Source organism: Pseudomonas gingeri, assembly GCF_013386115.1.
GTDB lineage: Bacteria > Pseudomonadota > Gammaproteobacteria > Pseudomonadales > Pseudomonadaceae > Aquipseudomonas > Aquipseudomonas gingeri.
Window position 1 is genome coordinate 52633 of the sequence record NZ_JACAOR010000006.1, and the last position, 18874, is coordinate 71506.

An 18874-nucleotide genomic window follows, 5' to 3' on the forward strand; every position below is an offset into this window, starting at 1 on the left:
GGCCCGCCGGGGGTTTTGCTTTCTGCACAGAGACAAAAGCGGCCTCCCCTCCCCGAATAGCCCGTCTACACTCGAATGATTCCCCGTGCCATAACGAGACCGTTACGTTATGCCCAGACTGCCGGCCCTGCTTCTGCTGATGCTGCTCACCTGGACCGCAACGGCTGGCGCGCTGACTCTGACCGATGATGAACGTAGCTGGCTGGCGAACCACCCGGACCTGCGCCTGGGTGTCGATGCGTCCTGGCCGCCCTTCGAGTTCCGCGACGAAGAAGGCCATTACCAGGGCCTGGCCGCCGACTACATGGCGCTGGTCGAGAAGCGCCTGGGCGTCAAGCTCAACCCCATCGAACCCATGAGCTGGACGGCCGTGCTGCAACTGGCCAGGAACAACCAGGTCAACCTGCTGCCCGGCGTCATGTCCACGCCGGAACGCCAGAGCTATCTGGCCTTCACCCGCCCCTACCTGGACTTTCCGATTGTCATCCTCGCCCACGAGGGCGGCGCCCAGCCACACAACCTGAAGGAACTCTACGGTCTGAAGATCGCCGTAGTGGAGAACTACGCCCCCCATGAGCTGCTGCGTACCCACCATCCGGACCTGAACCTGGTGGCCCTGCCCAATGTCAGCTCGGCCCTGCAGGCATTGGCCACCGACGAGGTGGATGCCGTGGTGGGCGACCTTGCCTCCAGCGTCTGGAGCCTGCGCCAGCTCAAGCTCGAAGGGCTGTATGTCAGCGGCGAAACACCCTACCGCTACCAGCTGGCAATGGGCGTGCCGCAGGAACAGAAGATCCTGGTGGGCATCCTCGACAAGGTCCTGGCCGACATGAGCCCCAGCGAAGTCGACGCCATCCAGAAGCGCTGGGTCGGCAATGTGCTGGTCAATCCCTCGTTCTGGCCCGATGTCCTGGTCTACGGCCTGCCGGGCATCCTGCTACTGATCACCGTGCTGGCGGTGGTGATCCGCATCAACCGGCGCCTGAGCTCGGAAATCTCCCGGCGGGTGGCCCTCGAACAGGAACTGCGCAGCAGCGAATACCACTACCGCGGCCTGGTGGAGAGCCTGTCGGCGATCGCCTGGGAATCGCGCATGAGCGATTACACCTACACCTATGTTTCGCCCCACGCCGAGGCCCTACTCGGTTATCCGCTGTCCCACTGGCTGGTGCCCGGCTTCTGGCGCAGCATCGCCCACCCCGCCGACCTGATCCGGGCCCAGTCCTTCTGCGACCATGAGACCCTGGCCGGGCGCGACCACAGCCTCGACTACCGGGTGATCACCGCCGATGGCCGGGTACTCTGGGTGCGTGACATCGTCAGCCTGATCGAACACGGCCACGAGCCGGTCATGCGCGGGCTGATGATCGACATCAGCGAAACCAAGCGCACCGAAGAGGCCCTGCGCCTGTCGGAACAGAAATTCGCCTCGGTGTTCCAACAATGCCCGGACATCCTGGTGATCGCCCGCCTGTCCGACGGTTGCCTGCTGGAGGTCAACGAAGCCTTCGAGGAACAGATCGGCCTGAGCGCACAAGACGTCGTCGGTCGCACCGCCACCTCACTGAACATCTGGGGTATCGAGGGCGTCGGCCCGGGGCTTCTGCAGCGTCTGCAGGCCGGCAGCATCCGCAACCTGGAGATGCCCTTCCGCCGCAGCAATGGCCAACTGTTCACCGGCCTGATTTCTGCCGAGCCCTTTGATCTCGATACCACACCCGCCCTGGTGGTCGTGGTGCGGGATATCAGCCAGCTCAAGGAAACCCAGCAGCAACTGCAAACCTCCGAGGAGAAGTTTGCCAAGGCTTTCCACGCCTCTCCCGACGGCTTGTTGCTGAGCCGTCAGCGCGACGGACTGCTGATGGAGGTCAACGAGGGCTTCAGCCGTCTCACCGGCTACAACAGCGCCAGCTCGCTGGACCGCTCGACCCTGGATCTGGGCATCTGGGTCAACCTGAACGAACGCAAGCACATGCTCGAACTGATGCTGCGTGACGGTTTTGTCCGCGACTTCAGTTGCCATATCCGCCGCAGCGACGGGCAGATCCGCCTTTGCGAAGTCTCCAGCCGGCCCCTGCCCATCGGCGGCGAAGACTGCATGCTGACCATCGCCCGGGACATCACCGAACGCCACCTCATGCAGGAAAAACTGCAACAGGCCGCCACGGTGTTCGAAAGCACGGCCGAAGGCGTGTTGATCACCGACACCCAGCAGCACATCAGCGCGGTCAACCGCGCCTTCACCGAAATAACCGGCTACAGCGAAACCGAAGCCCTCGGCCACACCCCGCGCCTGCTTGCTTCCGGCCAGCATGACAGCGCCTTCTATGCCGCCATGTGGCACCAGTTGAGCGCCGAAGGCCACTGGCAGGGCGAGATCTACAACCGACGCAAGAACGGCGAGCTCTATCCCAGCTGGTTGACCATCAGCGCCGTACGCAATCGCGACAAGTTCATCACCCACTTCGTTGCCGTGTTCGCCGATATCTCCAGCCTGAAACACGCCCAGGCGCGGCTCGACTACCAGGCCCACCACGACCCGCTGACCGGGCTGCCCAACCGCACCCTGTTCGAAAGCCGGTTGCTGGCCGCGCTCAACAGCCAACAGGAAAATGGCGGCCAGGGCGCGGTGCTGTTCCTCGATCTCGACCGCTTCAAGCACATCAACGACAGCCTCGGCCATCCGGTCGGCGACCTGCTGCTCAAAGGCATCGCCCTGCGCCTGAAAGAGCAGTTGCGGGATATCGACACCGTCGCCCGCCTCGGCGGCGACGAATTCATCATCCTGCTGCCCGGCCTGCAACAGCCCAGCGACGCCGAGTACCTGGCCGAAAAACTGTTGAACTGCTTCGGTGCACCGTTCCAGGCCGGCGAGCACGAGTTCTTTATCAGCGCCAGCATCGGCACCAGCCTCTATCCCAAGGATGGCAACGACGTCGCCACCCTGATCAAGAATGCCGATGCGGCCATGTATCGCTCCAAGGCCAAGGGGCGCAACCGGGTCGAAAGCTATACCCGCGACCTCACCGCCCAGGCCAGCGAGCGCGTGGCCCTGGAGCACGAACTGCGGCGGGCCATCGAGCGCCAGGAACTGTTCCTCTACTACCAGCCCAAGGTCAGCCTCGATAGCGGCGCCCTGGTCGGTGCCGAAGCCCTGATCCGCTGGCATCACCCGACCTTCGGCGACGTGCCGCCCGAGCACTTCATCCCGCTGGCGGAAGAGAACGGCATGATCCTCCAGCTCGGCGATTGGGTGCTGGAGCGCGCCTGCCGCCAGATGCAGCGCTGGACGACGCGCTATGGCGACTTCGGCCCCCTGTCGGTCAACCTCGCCGGCGCCCAACTGCGCCAGCCGAACCTGCTGCCGCGCATCGAGCAGTTGCTCAAGGACAACCACCTGCGACCCGGCTGCCTGCAACTGGAGATCACTGAAAACTTCATCATGAGCCAGGCCGAAGAAGCCCTGGAAGTACTGCACCAGCTCAAGCGCCTCGGCGTGCAACTGGCCATCGACGACTTCGGCACCGGCTACTCATCCCTCAGCTATCTCAAGCGCCTGCCACTGGATATCCTGAAAATCGACCAATCGTTCGTCCGCGGCCTGCCGGACGATCCCCATGATGCCGCCATCGTGCGCGCCATCATCGCCCTGGGTCGCAGCATGCAGTTCACGGTGATTGCCGAGGGCGTGGAAAACCTGGCGCAACAGGCATTCCTGGCAGCCGAAGGCTGCGAACAGATCCAGGGCTACATCGTCAGCCTGCCGCTGGCGGCCGAGGAATTCGCCGCGACTTTTCTTCATATAACGCTTTCGGAGTTTTCGGATAGCACAGGCGAGAAACCGTCGCTATAATTCGCGGCCTACTGAGGGCCTATAGCTCAGTTGGTTAGAGCAGAGGACTCATAATCCTTTGGTCCACGGTTCAAGTCCGTGTGGGCCCACCACCTTTGAAAGCCGCGCATTGCGCGGCTTTTGCGTTTCTGAAGGGTCAATTACCCACCCGCGAGGGCAAGAAAATGATACTTCGGTTCCTTGAGAGTACGTTCCGCCCGATTCATGATGCCGAGACGGCAGATTGAACTCTCCAGTTAAGGCTCGCCCGCTGCCAGCAGCGAGTCCACCACCGCTCGCGAAAGCTCAAGCGAATGCATCACGCCTATGAACAGATCGCGCTCGACACTGCCGAGGCGCGGGCCGATTTCGTCGGCATTCAGTTCGGCGATTCTGAGCAGATCCGACACATGGGTCAGTGCCACCCTGGCAGTGATGCCCGGTTGGACGGCAAATAACGGTGACTTATCAGCGGAGTCGGAGGCGGCGGGCTTGAAAGCGGTTGTTTCGAGGGTATCGAGCGAAAGAGGCGGCGGGTCTGAATTTATCTGATCTAAAGCGCTGTGCAGGATGCCGCGCAGAAAGACGCTCTTTTCAGAAAAACTTGAAGTGCGGCAAGGCGGTGGATCAGGCGTGATTTTTTTCATCGTCGGTAAACCCTTGTTTCAGAGACACCTTGAGGAAGCCCGCCATCTTTCGTGTCCAAGCGAAAGGGTGGCGAACCGTGCGCAGGTTGGACAACCGGGGAAACAAGTAAACCCGGCACACCCATTACAAGTGTCCCGCGCACAGTCCGCCATAAAGCAGACACAAGAATACCGCTTACGCGGCATTGTGCGCTTGTTTCCAAAAACACGGGTGTCCAAGCCCGGTCGCTGAATTTGCAGCGACGCCTCAACACTAGTCGCCGACCGAAACCGAATCAACGCGATAGACGTGGGAACCACCCGCTAAAAGGTGCTCTTCTTTCCTAATCTGATGACAGAAAAATAACCACTGAGAAAGCGGCATCCCATCACCAGCACTTTGCCTTTCGACTGGACGCTGAGCCGAATAACTCGCACAATCGGCTCATCAAATGAGCCGAATAGCGTTTCTATTCGGCTCACGCTCAAGCCGAGACGCTGATGACCGAACTTCCCTACTGGATCTGGCAGCAACCCGACTGGCCCCGTTTCACCTGGCAGGCCGAAACACTCGCGCCCTGGCTGCTGGCGTGTGGTCAGGCGCAGGGACGCTTGCTCGGAATGGCCCATGCCATCGGCTCGGATAGCAGCGCACAGAACGAGCTGGATGCCCTGCTGCAGAACATCATCACGTCCTCGGCCATCGAGGGCGAGCAGTTGAATGTCGGCTCGGTTCGGTCCTCACTCGCAAGACGCCTGGGATTGCAGGCTGACCAGCAGGCCAGTCCGCGCAGCGAAGGCCTGGCGGAACTCCTTCTCGATGCCACGCAAGGTCACGAAACGCCCCTGAGCCTTGAACGCTTGCTGCATTGGCATACGCTATTGTTCCCCGGTAACGGAAGCCCGTTGGCTCACCGGATACGCGTGGGCGAGATGCGCGGCGAGGAGCCGATGCAGGTTGTCTCCGGGCGTCTCGATCGACCGGTGGTGCATTTCGAAGCCCCGCCCCGTCACGTGCTCGACCAGGAACTGAAGGCTTTTATCCATTGGTTCAATAGCAGCCGGACGGACGCAACACTTCCCCCGCTGCTACGGGCCGGGATCGCTCACTTCTGGTTCGTGACCCTGCACCCTTTCGATGATGGCAACGGACGCTTGACCCGTACCCTCACCGACCTTGCCTTGGCCCAGAGCGAGCAGCAGGCCATCCGTTTTTATGCAATGTCCGCCAGCATCCTCGAAGACAGGAAAGGTTACTACCAGATACTCGAGAACAGCCAGAAAGGCTCGCTGGATATAACGCCCTGGCTGCAATGGTTCCTGCAAACACTGCTGCGCAGCCTGGAGCAGGCGCAGGACAGGATTGATCGGGTTCTGATCAAGGCCAGATATTGGCAGCAACACCGCCAGCTTCAGCTTTCGCCCGAACAACTCAAGGTGCTGAACCGACTGCTCGATGGTGGCGAAAAGGGCTTCGTGGGCGGTATCAGCGCCGCGCAATATCAGGCGGTCGCCAAAGTCAGCAAGGCCACGGCGACACGGCACCTGGCGGACTTGCTGGAAAAAGGCTGCGTTGTTCGCCTGCAGGGTGGAGGACGCAGTACCCGCTATCAGATCCCCGGACTGCAAGCCAAAGATCAAACGGATCAGTAGCATGAGCCTCATCAATCACCGGAGCCCCACCTTGCCCGACACCCGCCCTCCCGCTCTCGACGAAATCGACCGCCAGCTGATCGCCGCCCTGCAGATCAATGCCCGTGAAAGCGTGGCGATGCTCGCCCGGCAGTTGGGAATCGCGCGCACCACGGTCACCTCGCGACTGGCGCGCCTGGAGAAAGCCAGGGTGATTACCGGCTATGGCGTGCGCCTGGGCCAACGGGTGGTGGACGGCGGCCTGCAGGCCTATGTCGGGATCACCGTGCAGCCACGCTCCGGCAAGGATGTGGTGCGCCGCCTCAGCGCCATGGCGCAGGTCCAGCAGTTGTGCGCGGTGAGCGGCGAGTTCGACTACGTTGCCTGGCTGCGCAGCGATTCACCGGAGCAACTGGACCAACTGCTCGACCAGATCGGCAGCGTCGAAGGCGTGGAGAAAACCACCACCTCGATCATCCTCAGCAGCAAGGTCGATCGCGGCCAACCAGTCTGACACTCGGGTTTACTGGCTGAACGCGGCCCCTGCAGGAGCCGGCTTGCCGGCGATTGCGATACGCCATTCACCCTCGTCATCGCTGATAAAACGCCGCGCTGTGGGCGCGGCGATCAACGCGGATAGCCCTCATATTCTCCAGCGTTCTTACCGAAGCTGTCGCCAGCAAGCCGGCTCCCACAAGATTTCGTCATTCCGAGCAACGATATCGTCATAAAGCATCAATACCTTTCAAAACGACGACACTTTGCGTCTTATTTACGTACTCCCCGCTCCCTACAATGGCGCCAGTCTTTTCCTATCTATACTCCAGCCGGGTAAAAACCGGCCCGAGTCGCCAGCAAGGTCAGCCATGAACAAGAACAATCGCCATCCTGCCGACGGTAAAAAACCGATCACCATCTTCGGTCCGGACTTTCCCTTTGCCTTCGACGACTGGATCGAGCACCCGGCCGGGCTGGGCAGTATTCCCGCGCACAACCACGGTGCCGAAGTCGCGATTGTCGGGGCCGGTATCGCCGGCCTCGTCGCCGCCTACGAGCTGATGAAGCTGGGCCTCAAGCCGGTGGTGTACGAGGCTTCGAAAATGGGCGGGCGCCTGCGCTCCCAGGCCTTCGAAGGGGCCGAGGGCATCATTGCCGAGTTGGGCGGCATGCGCTTCCCGGTGTCCTCCACCGCGTTCTATCACTATGTCGACAAGCTCGGCCTGGAAACCAAACCCTTCCCCAACCCGCTGACCCCGGCTTCCGGCAGCACGGTGATCGACCTCGAAGGCCAGACCCATTACGCGGAAAAACTCGCCGACCTGCCGGCGCTGTTCCAGGAAGTCGCCGACGCCTGGGCCGATGCCCTGGAAGACGGCTCGCGCTTCGGCGATATCCAGCAGGCCATCCGCGACCGCGATGTGCCGCGCCTGAAAGAGTTGTGGAACACCCTGGTGCCGCTGTGGGACGACCGCACCTTCTACGACTTCGTCGCCACCTCGAAGGCCTTCGCCAAACTATCGTTCCACCATCGTGAAGTGTTCGGCCAGGTCGGTTTCGGCACCGGCGGCTGGGACTCCGATTTCCCCAACTCGATGCTGGAAATCTTCCGCGTGGTCATGACCAACTGCGACGACCACCAGCACCTGGTGGTTGGCGGTGTGGAACAGGTGCCGCTGGGTATCTGGCGCCATGTGCCGGAGCGTTGCGCCCATTGGCCGGCCGGCACCAGCCTCAGTTCGCTTCACCACGGCGCGCCGCGTACCGGCGTGAAACGTATCGCCCGCGCCGCCGACGGCCAGTTCGCCGTGACCGACAACTGGGGCGACACCCGGCATTACGCCGCCGTGCTGACCACCTGCCAGAGCTGGCTGCTGACCACCCAGATCGAATGCGAGGAATCGCTGTTCTCGCAGAAAATGTGGATGGCCCTGGACCGCACGCGCTACATGCAGTCGTCGAAGACCTTCGTCATGGTCGACCGGCCATTCTGGAAGGACAAGGACCCGGAAACCGGGCGCGACCTGATGAGCATGACCCTGACCGATCGCCTGACCCGTGGCACCTACCTGTTTGATAACGGTGACGACAAGCCCGGCGTGATCTGCCTGTCGTACTCGTGGATGAGCGATGCGCTGAAAATGCTCCCGCAGCCCATCGACAAGCGGGTCAAGCTGGCGCTGGATGCACTGAAGAAGATCTATCCGAAGGTGGACATCGCCGCGCGTATCATCGGCGACCCGATCACTGTCTCGTGGGAAGCCGACCCGCACTTCCTCGGCGCCTTCAAGGGCGCGCTGCCGGGCCACTACCGCTACAACCAGCGGATGTATGCGCACTTCATGCAGGCCGACATGCCGGTCGAACAACGCGGGATCTTCATTGCCGGCGACGATGTGTCCTGGACTCCGGCCTGGGTCGAAGGCGCGGTGCAGACCTCGCTCAACGCCGTGTGGGGCATCATGAATCACTTCGGCGGCAGCTCCCACGCCGAGAACCCCGGACCGGGCGACGTCTTCGCCGAGATCGGCCCGATCGCCCTGGCCGACTGAACGGAAGCGACTCCATGCGCGTAGCCCTTTACCAATGCCCACCGCTGCCCCTGGACGTGGCGGGCAACCTGCAACGCTTGCAGCAACTGACCGTCGAAGCGCGCGGTGCCGATGTGCTGGTGGTGCCGGAGATGTTCCTGACCGGCTACAACATCGGCGCCGAAGCGGCGGCGGCACTGGCAGAGGCCCGTGACGGCGCGGCGGCGCAACATATCGCCGCGCTCGCCAGGGCCTCGAATATCGCCATTGTGTATGGCTACCCGGAACGGGCCGAGGACGGCCGGATCTACAACGCCGTGCAGTTGATCGACGCCCACGGCCGCAGCCTGTGCAACTACCGCAAGACGCACCTGTTCGGCGACCTCGATCACTCGATGTTCAGTGCCGGACCGGACGACTTCCCGGTGGTCGAGCTCAACGGCTGGAAGCTCGGGCTGCTGATCTGCTACGACGTGGAGTTCCCGGAAAACACCCGGCGCCTGGCCCTGGCCGGCGCCGAGCTGATCCTGGTGCCCACGGCGAACATGGTGCCCTTCGACTTTGTCGCCGACGTGACCATCCGCGCCCGGGCCTTCGAGAACCAGTGCTATGTGGCCTACGCCAACTACTGCGGCCATGAAGGCGAGATCCAGTACTGCGGCCAGAGCAGCATTGCGGCCCCGGACGGCAGCCGGATCGCCCGGGCCGGCCTGGACGAGGCCCTGATCATCGGCACCCTGGATCGCCCGCTGATGCAGCAGTCGCGAGCCAGCAACCGCTATCTGCTGGACCGCCGCCCCGAACTCTACGGCGACCTCGGCCAGGACTGACCCGCCGTTATCCGCTAGCATGAGCGCTTCTCTGTCACGGAAGTGCTCATGTCTGCGCCGATCTCCCCCGCCCCTGAATGGACAACCCTGGCCAACGGCCTGCGCGTCTCGCTACGCCATGTGCCCCAGCTCAAGCGCTGCGCGGCAGTGCTGCGGGTCACGGCGGGCAGTCATGACGCGCCGCCAGCCTGGCCGGGCCTGGCGCACTTCCTCGAACATCTGTTCTTTCTTGGCACCGAGCGTTTTCCTGCCGCCGAAGGGCTGATGGCCTACGTGCAGCGTCAGGGTGGCCAGCTCAACGCCCGGACCAGCGAACGGACCACCGACTTCTTCTTCGAGCTGCCGCCCCAGGCCTTTGCCGGCGGACTTGAGCGTCTGTGCGACATGCTCGCCCACCCGCGCCTGGCGCTGGAGGACCAACAGCGCGAACGCGAGGTGCTGGAAGCGGAGTTTATCGCCTGGTCCCGAGACGCCGCGGCGCAACGGCAGTTCCGGCTCTACGACAGACTGTCCGCCGATCACCCGTTGCGTGGTCTGCACGCCGGCAATCGCTCCAGCCTGAAGGTCGAAGATCCGGCCTTTCAGCAGGCACTTCACAGCTTTTACCAGGACTTCTACCAGACCGGGCAAATGACCCTGAGCCTGGTCGGCCCGCAGTCGCCGGACGAACTGAAGGCCCTGGCCCAGGCGCTGACGACAGATCTGCGCCCTGGACCGGCCACCGTACAGGCCCCCCCGCCGGCGCTGCTCGACGCCAGCGGGCAGACTTATCCACAGCCCGACCACCAGCGGCTCGACCTGCTCCTGGCCTATGAAGCCTTGCCCGACGGCTCACGGCAGGCCCTGGACTTTCTCTGTACCTGGCTGAACGACAGCCAACCGGGCGGCCTCTGCGCCGAGTTGCGCTCACGCCTGTGGATAGATTCGCTGAACGCCACGCCGATCTACCAGTTCGGTGGACAGGCCTTGCTGCATATCGAGTTCAGGCTGACGCCCGAGGGCGCCAACCACGCCGCCTCGATCCAGGCACTGCTCGGCGACTGGCTGGCGTTTTTCCGCGGCCACGCCGACTGGCCGGCGTTGCGTCGGGAATACCGTTTGTTGCAAGTGCGCAAGGCACGCGGCGGCAGCGCCCTGGAACGGGCCCGGCGGGACAGCGAGCAATGGCCGCTGGAGCTCGGCGAAGCCGGTCTGGTCGCCCTCGGGGAACTGCTCCGACAGACCGCTTCCGCACCTGTGGATAACCTGGCCGTGTCCTGGCAACTGCCTGCCGCCAATCCGTTCCTGCGCTCCACGGCGCCGGCCGAACATCCCGGCCTGATCCGCGGGCAGAGCAGCGCCCACCGAGGCCTGCGGACCTTTGCCCAGGACCGCCTGCGCGGCCGCCAGACCGCCGTGATCACCTACCACCAGACAACGGACGAGAGCGCAGAGGCAGTGATTTACCTGCGTTGGCAGCTGGACAGCAGCGCCGACACCTGCCCCTTGCACGCACGACTGGAGCACAGCCTGCGAAACCTGGGAGCCCAGGCACGCCAGGCGGGCGTGGAACTGTCTTTCACGATTCACGGCGGAGCCTGGCAACTCAAGCTGAGCGGTTTGCGCGAACCGATGCCGGCCATCCTCGAACAGGCCCTGCGCACGCTGGCCCAACCTGCCGACAGTCTCTGGCAGAGCGCTGCCGACCTGCCCGAACGGGAGCCGCTGATCCCCATCCGCGAACTGCTCAGGCAACTGTCCGAACGCGCAGGCCTCGACCAGGCTACCGCGCCGCTCCACGGTGCCGAGGCTCTGCGGGCACTCTGGTCCGGCGCCAGCTGGCACGGCCTGGCGCTTGGTTTCCCGCCAGCGGCACAACCGGCGCTCAACAGCGCACTGAGCCGGGTTCCCGGGCGCATCGGCCGGCAGCAGACCCCGTCACCCTTCACAACAGGCGAAAAGCACTGGCAGACCGTCCCCTGCGACAACCGCGAACAGGCCCTGCTGCTGTTCTGCCCAAGCCCCACGCAAGCCCCCGTCGATGAGGCCTGCTGGCGATTGCTCGGCCACTTGCTGCAGGCGCCCTTCTACCAGCGCCTGCGCGTCGAGTTGCAATTGGGTTATGCCGTCTTCAGCGCCGTCCGCCAGATCGACGGCCGCACCGGTCTGCTGCTGGGCGTGCAATCCCCCGATACCACGCTCGCTGAGTTGCTCGGCCACGTCGAAAGCTTTCTGTCGCAGCTTCCCGACCTGATCAACGCCCTCGACGACAACACTTGGAACACCCGGCGCGATGCCCTGGCCGAGCACTTCATACTCGACGACCGGCCCCTGGACGAGGCCGCCGAACTGCTCTGGCAGGCGCAACTGGCTGACCGTTCGTCGGATCACTTCGAACAGCTCGGTCCGGTCATTCGCGGCCTTGGTCGCGAACAACTGCTGAGGGCCGCCCGACAGCTCGAACAGGCCGCGGGCGGCTGGTTGTGCCTGGCAAACGGGCCCGGACCAACCTCTGGCTGGCAGGTCACAGGGTGATCGTTACCGGTACTGCAATGAGCTTTCTCCGGCAACGCGGTCTATCCTCAGTGTCAGATTTAGTAACATTAGCTGCCTAAGCATCTGAACATCTCCGGCCGGAGGTGGACTATATGTATAGACACCCACCGCCCACCCACCCGAAGGAGTCATTCATGTCCTGGACCAAACCCGCCTACACCGACCTGCGCATCGGCTTCGAAGTCACCATGTACTTCGCCAACCGTTGAGCCGCGTTTTTATCCCGCTGCATGCAGTGCAACGCCTCGGCTCGCCGGGGCGTTTTTATTTTCAGGGCTTTATTTCCTGCACTTTATTTCAAAGAACCTTTTTCAAAAAACTCAGAGAGCGAGTGCCACTGCCATGTTCGTCCAGATCCTAGGTTCCGCCGCCGGCGGCGGTTTCCCCCAGTGGAACTGCAACTGCGCCAACTGCGCGGGATTCCGTGATGGCAGCCTGCGCGCCACGGCGCGTACCCAGTCGTCCATTGCCCTCTCCGACGATGGCGTGAACTGGGTGCTGTGCAATGCCTCGCCGGATATCCGCGCCCAACTCCAGGGCTTCGAGCCGATGCAACCGGGCCGCGCCCTGCGTGACACCGGTATCCGCGCGATCATCCTGATGGACAGCCAGATCGACCACACCACCGGCCTGCTCAGCCTGCGCGAGGGCTGCCCGCATCAGGTCTGGTGCACCGACATGGTCAAGGAAGACCTGAGCACCGGCTTCCCGCTGTTTCCCATGCTGACCCACTGGAACGGCGGCCTCGACTGGCAGCGCATCGAGCTGGCTGGCAGCTTCACCATTGCCGCCTGCCCCAACCTGCGCTTCACCCCGCTGCCGTTGCGCAGCGCCGCACCGCCCTACTCGCCGCATCGCTTCGACCCGCACCCCGGCGACAATATCGGCCTGGTCGTCGAGGACCTGCGTACGGGCGGCAAACTGTTCTACGCACCGGGCCTGGGCAAGGTCGACGAGCCCCTGCTGGAGATCATGGCCGGCAGCGACTGCCTGCTGGTGGACGGCACCCTGTGGGACGACGATGAAATGCAGCGGCGCGGCGTCGGCACCCGCACCGGGCGGGAAATGGGCCACCTGGCCCAGAACGGCCCCGGCGGCATGCTCGAAGTGCTGGAGCAACTCCCGGCCCCGCGCAAGGTCCTTATCCATATCAACAACACCAACCCGATCCTCGATGAGGATTCGCCGGAACGGGCGGAGCTTGACCGGCGCCAAGTTGAAGTGGCGTATGACGGCATGAGTATTGTGCTGTAGCCGAGGGCCCTTTCGCGGGCAAGCCCGCTCCCACAGTGATCGCGTAAACCTGTGGGAACGGGCTTGCCCGCGAAGGCGTCCGACCAGACACCAAAGACTTCAACGGTTGTACACCGGAGAACCGCAATGACCGACACCCCGATGTCCCCTGCCGAGTTCGAGCAGGCCCTGCGCGCCAAGGGCGCCTACTACCACATTCATCACCCTTACCACGTCGCGATGTATGAGGGCCGCGCCAGCCGCGAACAGATCCAGGGCTGGGTCGCCAATCGCTTCTATTACCAGGTGAACATTCCCCTCAAGGACGCCGCGATCCTGGCCAACTGCCCGGACCGGGAAATCCGCCGCGAGTGGATCCAGCGCCTGCTCGACCATGACGGCGCGCCAGGCGAAGACGGCGGCATCGAAGCCTGGCTGCGCCTGGGCCAGGCGGTCGGCCTCGACCCGGATCAACTGCGCTCCCAGGAACTGGTGCTGCCGGGCGTGCGTTTCGCGGTGGACGCCTACGTCAACTTCGCCCGCCGCGCCAGTTGGCAGGAAGCCGCCAGCAGTTCGCTGACCGAACTGTTCGCGCCACAGATCCACCAGTCGCGCCTGGACAGCTGGCCCCGGCACTACCCGTGGATCGATCCCGCCGGCTATGAATACTTCCGCACCCGCCTGGGCCAGGCCCGGCGCGATGTCGAGCACGGGCTGGCGATCACCCTGCAGCACTACACCAGCCACGAAGGCCAGCAGCGCATGCTGGAAATTCTCCAGTTCAAACTGGACATACTCTGGAGCATGCTCGATGCCATGAGCATGGCCTACGAACTGAATCGTCCGCCGTACCACAGCGTGACCGACCAGCGTGTCTGGCACAAAGGAATCGCCCTATGAGCTTCGATCGCAACAAGATCCCGAAATGGCGCCCCGGTTACCGTTTCCAGTACGAACCGGCGCAGAAAGGCCATGTGCTGCTGTACCCGGAAGGCATGATCAAGCTCAACGAAAGTGCCGCCCTGATTGGCGGCCTGATCGACGGTGAACGCCAGGTGACGGCGATCATTGCCGAGCTGGAGCAACAGTTCCCCGGCGTGCCCGAGCTTGGCGAGGATATCGAGCAATTCATGGAGGTCGCCCGTGCAGAGCACTGGATCGAACTTGCCTGAGTCATCCGGCCTGCCACCCAAACCGGAAATCGGCCTGCCGCTGTGGTTGCTCGCCGAGCTGACCTACCGCTGCCCGCTGCAATGCCCGTATTGCTCCAATCCACTGGATTTCGCCGGGCAAGGCAAGGAGCTGAGCACCGACCAATGGCTCAAGGTGTTCAGTGAGGCCAGGGAAATGGGCGCCGCCCAACTGGGCTTTTCCGGCGGCGAACCGCTGGTGCGCCAGGACCTTGCCGAACTGATCGCCGGGGCACGCCAACTGGGGTTCTACACCAACCTGATCACCTCCGGCATCGGCCTCACCGAACAGAAGATCAGCGATTTCAAGGAAGCCGGACTGGACCATATCCAGATCAGCTTCCAGGCCAGCGACGAGCAGGTGAACAACCTGCTGGCCGGCTCGAAAAAGGCCTTTGCGCAGAAGCTGGAGATGGCCCGGGCGGTAAAGGCCCATGGTTATCCGATGGTACTCAACTTCGTGACCCACCGGCACAACATCGACAAGATCGACCGCATCATCGAGTTGTGCATTGCCCTCGAAGCCGACTTCGTCGAACTCGCCACCTGCCAGTTCTACGGCTGGGCGCAGCTCAACCGGGCGGGGCTGCTGCCGACCCGCGAGCAACTGGTGCGCGCCGAGCGCATCACCAACGAATACCGCGCCCGACTCGAAGCCCAGGGACATCCGTGCAAGCTGATCTTCGTCACCCCGGACTATTACGAGGAACGGCCGAAAGCCTGCATGAACGGCTGGGGCAGCCTGTTTCTCACCGTCACGCCGGACGGCACCGCGCTACCCTGCCACGGCGCGCGGCAGATGCCGGTGCAGTTTCCCAACGTGCGCGATCACAGCCTGCAACACATCTGGTACGACTCGTTCGGCTTCAACCGCTTTCGCGGCTACGACTGGATGCCCGAGCCATGCCGTTCCTGCGATGAAAAGGAAAAGGACTTCGGCGGCTGCCGCTGCCAGGCCTTCATGCTCACCGGAGATGCCAGCAACGCGGACCCGGTCTGCAGCAAGTCAGCCCACCACGACATTATTCTCCAGGCCCGCGAGGACGCCGAACACGCCACCCAGACCATCGGGCAACTGGCCTTTCGCAATGAACGAAACTCACGCCTCATCGCCAAAGGCTGAAACGCCCCGCTGATCAGGCGAGTATCTGCAAGCCGTGCTTGTGCACGATGCTCAACAGCTTGAGCGCCATGCCGCCGGGTTGCTTGTCCCCGGCCTCCCACTGCTTGACCGTCGAGGCACTGGTATTCAGGTAGCGGGCGAACACGGGCTGGCTGACATGATTGCGCTCGCGCAGCGATTTGATCTGCTCGGGAGCCATTTCGTCAGGCACCCGCGCCAGGCAGGATTGGTCGAACTCGCGCATGGTCGCCTTGCTGATCGCGCCAATGGCATGCAGGGCACTGGCCGACTCATGGATCGATTCGAGTGCCCCGGTTTTGAATTTCTTGCTCATAAGCTATCTCCACAAACTCTCTCATATCCAGCAGTTGCTGAATCTGCCGGCTGCTCAGGCCTTCATAGGCCTTGGCCAATGCCTTGAACGCCCGAAGCTCCTGCTGACTGATATTGCCCTGGTCGCTCTTGGCGAACAGGAACTGGAAGATCCAGTAGCAACGTCCCCGCGCCAGGACAATGGACCGATGGCGGTTTTCATTCAGGCGTTTTTTCCAGACCCCTCCTCCCAGGTCACTGCCCTGTCCCCTGATCACATCGCCCAGCGCCATCACCAACTCGGCATCGTCAATCTGCGCCTTTCTGGCACTCGTGGCGAAACCCCGGGTTTTGAAGACCCTGTATCGCATGGAAATCCCTCTCCATAAAACATACCACTCAGTGGTATATAAATTCAAACCCATTCGCGATGCCGCCCGCCAAAAAGCAGCAGCAAGCCCGAACCAGCGGGCTGTCCCATGACCCGGCTGAATGCCGCCGACAAAAAAACACCCCGTGCCAAAAGAGTCAGGCACAGGGCGACGCGTTATACCGCGAGACGGTTCGGGAACAGGTTCAGGAAAGGGCGCCGCAATCTGTCAGACGGCAATACCCTTGCGGCATTGCACCTGGGCGGTACGCACCCGCGAGAAGGCTCGCGCCAGTCGCAGCAGCATCTCGTCGATGGCGCCCTGGCTGACGGTCAGGGCCGGAGAAAAGCGCAGGGAGTCCGGGGTCGGCGCATCCAGCAGCAAACCTTCGTGGCGGGCGGCCTTGACCACTGCGTCCGCCGAATCGTCGCTCAAGGTCAGTCCCCAGAGCAGTCCGGCGCCCCGCAGTTCGCCATGGGCATAACGCCGGGCCAGGCGTTCGAGGCCTTGTTGCAGGTACGCGCCCCGCTCGGCCACCTCGGCGAGGAAATCGCCCGCCAGCAGCGTATCGATCACCGCCAGGCCCGCCGCACTCATCAAGGCATTGCCGTGATGGCTGCCGCCGATCTCACCGGATTCGAAACAGCAGGCCTTGCCACGGGCCAGCAAGGCGGACAACGGCGTGCCACCGCCCAGCCCCTTGCCCAGCGCGATGATGTCGGCCCGCACGTCATAGCGTTGTTCGGCCAGCAGGCTGGCGCAGCGCCCCATCCCGGTCTGGACCTCATCGAAGATCAACAGGATGCCCAGTTCCCGGCACAGGCGCTCCACGCCCTTGAGATACGCCTGCTTCGCCGGCGTGACACCGGCTGCGCTCTGGATCGGCTCGAGCATGATCGCCACGGTCTTGGCATCGACCGCCGCGTGCAGCGCGGGCAGGTCATTGAACGGCACCTGGCTGAATCCCGGTAGCTGGGGTTCGAAGCGGTTGCCGAAGACGTCCTGGCCGGACGCCGACAGCGCCCCGAAACTGCGGCCATGACAAGCGTTGCTCGCCGTGATGATCCGGCAGGCACCGCCGCGATGCAGCTGGCCCCACTTGCGCGCCAGCTTGATCGCCGCCTCGCACGCCTCGGAGCCGCTGTTGAGAAAGTACACCTGGTCACTGTGGGTGGCACGGCACAGGCGATCAGCCAGTTTCGATTGTGTCGGGTTATGAAAACCCGCGCCGGCATTGATCAGGCCGTGGGCCTGGTCCGCCAGGGCACGGGCCAGCACGCCAGGGCTGTGACCGAGGCTGTTGGCCCCGCCACCCTGGCTGAAATCCAGGTAGGCGCGTTCCTCGCTGTCCCACAACCACGAGCCCTGGCCACGGACAAATACCGGACATGGTCGCTCGGCAGCGGGCATAAGGTACTCACTGGCCGCCTGGTCATGTCGCGGGGAAGGCCGGAAGTCGGCGGTCAGGTCATCCAGGCTCGGCTGCGGCCGACGCAGTTTGAACAGATTCATGCGCTGCTCTCCGGCCCTGTGAGCCGTGTGAATTGGGGTTAGACTAGGCCTCCCCGGCGTTCACGGCCATTTCGATTTTCGAGCATTTTCGATAAGTACAGCTTATGGATTTCAAGCAACTGCGTTATTTCGTCGCGGTGTATGAAGAGGGCCATGTCGGACGCGCCGCCGAACGACTGTCAATCTCCCAGCCGGCCCTGTCGCAACAGATACGCCATCTGGAACACCACCTGGATGTCAGCCTGTTCGAACGCAGCAGCAAGCGCCTGTTGCCCACCCTGGCGGCCCATACCCTGTACAACCACGCCTTGCCGTTGCTGGACGGCATGCAACGCGCCCGCGATGCCTTGCGCAACTTCCAGGGCCAGGCCCTGCGGACCATCGCCATCGGCGTGCTGCAGACCGTGCATACCAGCCTGGTGCCGCAGATGCTCGAACGGGTGCGCAAGGCCCAGCCCCACCTGGTGGTGCAGATCTACGAATTGACCGGCATGGAGATCGAACGGCGCCTGTTGAACGGCTCGCTGGATATCGGCATCAGTTATCTGCCACCGCGCCAGCCGGGGCTGCACGGCCTGCCGTTGTACGAAGACGAACTGCAACTGGTCATCACCGCCGACCACCCGCTGCGTGAATTCAAGAAAGTCTCCGTCAGCCAGGCAGCGGAACTGCCCATGCTGTTACTCGGCGAAGAGTTCCAGATCCGGCAGATCTGGCAGGCGCAACTGTCCAACCTGGGTCGTCGGCCGCAGGTGCAGGCGGAATTGAACACGATGGCGGGGATTCTCGACAGCCTGCCGCACACCCGCCTGGCGACCGTCCTGCCCGGACGCTCGCGGGACGAACACGACGATCAGGCACTGCTCTGGAAACCACTGACCGAGCCACGGGTACCGCTGAAAGTCGGCCTGGTCTGCCGGGATGTACAACGACAGCAAGCGACGCTGGGGCTGCTGCGCAACTTGCTGGAGGACGTGACGCACGGCCCGGGCGGGCACCTGCCGGGGACGGCGGGGCTCGAAGGCCTGGGCTGAGGAAGACTTTTTCGCGCGCAAAAGAAAACCCCGCCGAAGCGGGGCTTTGCAGACTGTTTCCCTGACATCCATTTCTCTCCACCATCCTGGCGGAATCCTACGTGTCCCTGTTGTTG

General features: G+C 63.3%; 16 protein-coding genes and 1 tRNA gene. 13 read left to right on the forward strand and 4 right to left on the reverse strand.

Annotation, left to right across the window (positions count from 1 at the left end; translation table 11 throughout):
- The first annotated feature begins 109 nt into the window (after window positions 1–109).
- A complete protein-coding gene (locus HX881_RS12015) occupies window positions 110–3853 on the forward strand; it encodes an EAL domain-containing protein (RefSeq protein WP_177084638.1) in 3744 nt (1247 codons plus the stop codon).
- Between the two features lie 15 nt (window positions 3854–3868).
- Window positions 3869–3945 (forward strand) — tRNA-Ile (locus HX881_RS12020).
- A 144-nt stretch (window positions 3946–4089) separates the two neighbouring features.
- Here the strand turns inward: HX881_RS12020 and HX881_RS12025 are convergent.
- The gene (locus HX881_RS12025; RefSeq protein ID WP_177084640.1) at window positions 4090–4479 is read right to left on the reverse strand and encodes a hypothetical protein; all 390 of its coding nucleotides are present in this window, start codon (window positions 4477–4479) and stop codon (window positions 4090–4092) included.
- Window positions 4480–4959: 480 nt separating this feature from the next.
- On the opposite strand from HX881_RS12025, the gene HX881_RS12030 reads away from it, so the two are divergent.
- From HX881_RS12030 to pqqE, 10 genes are all read left to right on the forward strand, one after another.
- The gene (locus tag HX881_RS12030; protein ID WP_177084642.1) at window positions 4960–6111 is read left to right on the forward strand and encodes a Fic family protein; all 1152 of its coding nucleotides are present in this window, start codon (window positions 4960–4962) and stop codon (window positions 6109–6111) included.
- A 31-nt stretch (window positions 6112–6142) separates the two neighbouring features.
- Window positions 6143–6604 carry an Lrp/AsnC family transcriptional regulator gene (locus HX881_RS12035; RefSeq protein WP_177063064.1) on the forward strand — a complete coding sequence of 154 codons (462 nt, stop codon included), beginning with the start codon at window positions 6143–6145 and terminating at the stop codon, window positions 6602–6604.
- Between the two features lie 352 nt (window positions 6605–6956).
- On the forward strand, window positions 6957–8639 hold the full coding sequence (locus HX881_RS12040) for a flavin monoamine oxidase family protein (RefSeq protein WP_017128714.1): 1683 nt from the start codon (window positions 6957–6959) through the stop codon (window positions 8637–8639).
- Between the two features lie 14 nt (window positions 8640–8653).
- Window positions 8654–9448 (forward strand): carbon-nitrogen hydrolase family protein, encoded by a 795-nt coding sequence (locus HX881_RS12045; RefSeq protein ID WP_177084644.1) that lies wholly within the window; start codon window positions 8654–8656, stop codon window positions 9446–9448.
- A gap of 48 nt (window positions 9449–9496) precedes the next feature.
- Entirely contained in the window at window positions 9497–11962 is a 2466-nt protein-coding gene (gene pqqF, locus HX881_RS12050) for a pyrroloquinoline quinone biosynthesis protein PqqF (protein WP_177084646.1), read from the forward strand.
- Window positions 11963–12117: 155 nt separating this feature from the next.
- Window positions 12118–12192, forward strand: a complete 75-nt coding sequence (pqqA, locus tag HX881_RS12055; protein ID WP_010444206.1) for a pyrroloquinoline quinone precursor peptide PqqA — start codon at window positions 12118–12120, stop codon at window positions 12190–12192.
- A gap of 133 nt (window positions 12193–12325) precedes the next feature.
- Window positions 12326–13237, forward strand: a complete 912-nt coding sequence (gene pqqB / locus HX881_RS12060; protein WP_177084648.1) for a pyrroloquinoline quinone biosynthesis protein PqqB — start codon at window positions 12326–12328, stop codon at window positions 13235–13237.
- A gap of 126 nt (window positions 13238–13363) precedes the next feature.
- Window positions 13364–14116 (forward strand): pyrroloquinoline-quinone synthase PqqC, encoded by a 753-nt coding sequence (pqqC, locus tag HX881_RS12065; RefSeq protein WP_177084650.1) that lies wholly within the window; start codon window positions 13364–13366, stop codon window positions 14114–14116.
- Entirely contained in the window at window positions 14113–14388 is a 276-nt protein-coding gene (gene pqqD, locus HX881_RS12070; protein ID WP_017128720.1) for a pyrroloquinoline quinone biosynthesis peptide chaperone PqqD, read from the forward strand. Before pqqC ends, pqqD begins: the two co-directional genes overlap by 4 nt.
- On the forward strand, window positions 14360–15529 hold the full coding sequence (pqqE, locus tag HX881_RS12075) for a pyrroloquinoline quinone biosynthesis protein PqqE (protein WP_042936648.1): 1170 nt from the start codon (window positions 14360–14362) through the stop codon (window positions 15527–15529). The genes pqqD and pqqE overlap by 29 nt, the downstream gene beginning before the upstream one ends.
- 13 nt (window positions 15530–15542) lie before the next feature.
- Here pqqE and HX881_RS12080 read toward each other — a convergent pair whose 3' ends face one another.
- The 3 genes from HX881_RS12080 to HX881_RS12090 form a co-directional block, all read right to left on the reverse strand.
- Window positions 15543–15863: a helix-turn-helix domain-containing protein gene (locus HX881_RS12080; RefSeq protein ID WP_017128722.1), complete on the reverse strand. Its 321-nt coding sequence runs from the start codon at window positions 15861–15863 to the stop codon at window positions 15543–15545.
- Window positions 15820–16212, reverse strand: coding sequence for a type II toxin-antitoxin system RelE/ParE family toxin (locus HX881_RS12085; RefSeq protein WP_177084772.1), 393 nt, complete (start codon window positions 16210–16212; stop codon window positions 15820–15822). The genes HX881_RS12080 and HX881_RS12085 overlap by 44 nt, the downstream gene beginning before the upstream one ends.
- A gap of 228 nt (window positions 16213–16440) precedes the next feature.
- Window positions 16441–17724, reverse strand: coding sequence for an aspartate aminotransferase family protein (locus HX881_RS12090; RefSeq protein WP_177084652.1), 1284 nt, complete (start codon window positions 17722–17724; stop codon window positions 16441–16443).
- Between the two features lie 104 nt (window positions 17725–17828).
- Here HX881_RS12090 and HX881_RS12095 point away from each other — a divergent pair, with 104 nt between their 5' ends.
- Window positions 17829–18758: a LysR family transcriptional regulator gene (locus tag HX881_RS12095; protein WP_177084654.1), complete on the forward strand. Its 930-nt coding sequence runs from the start codon at window positions 17829–17831 to the stop codon at window positions 18756–18758.
- The last annotated feature ends 116 nt before the right edge of the window (window positions 18759–18874 follow it).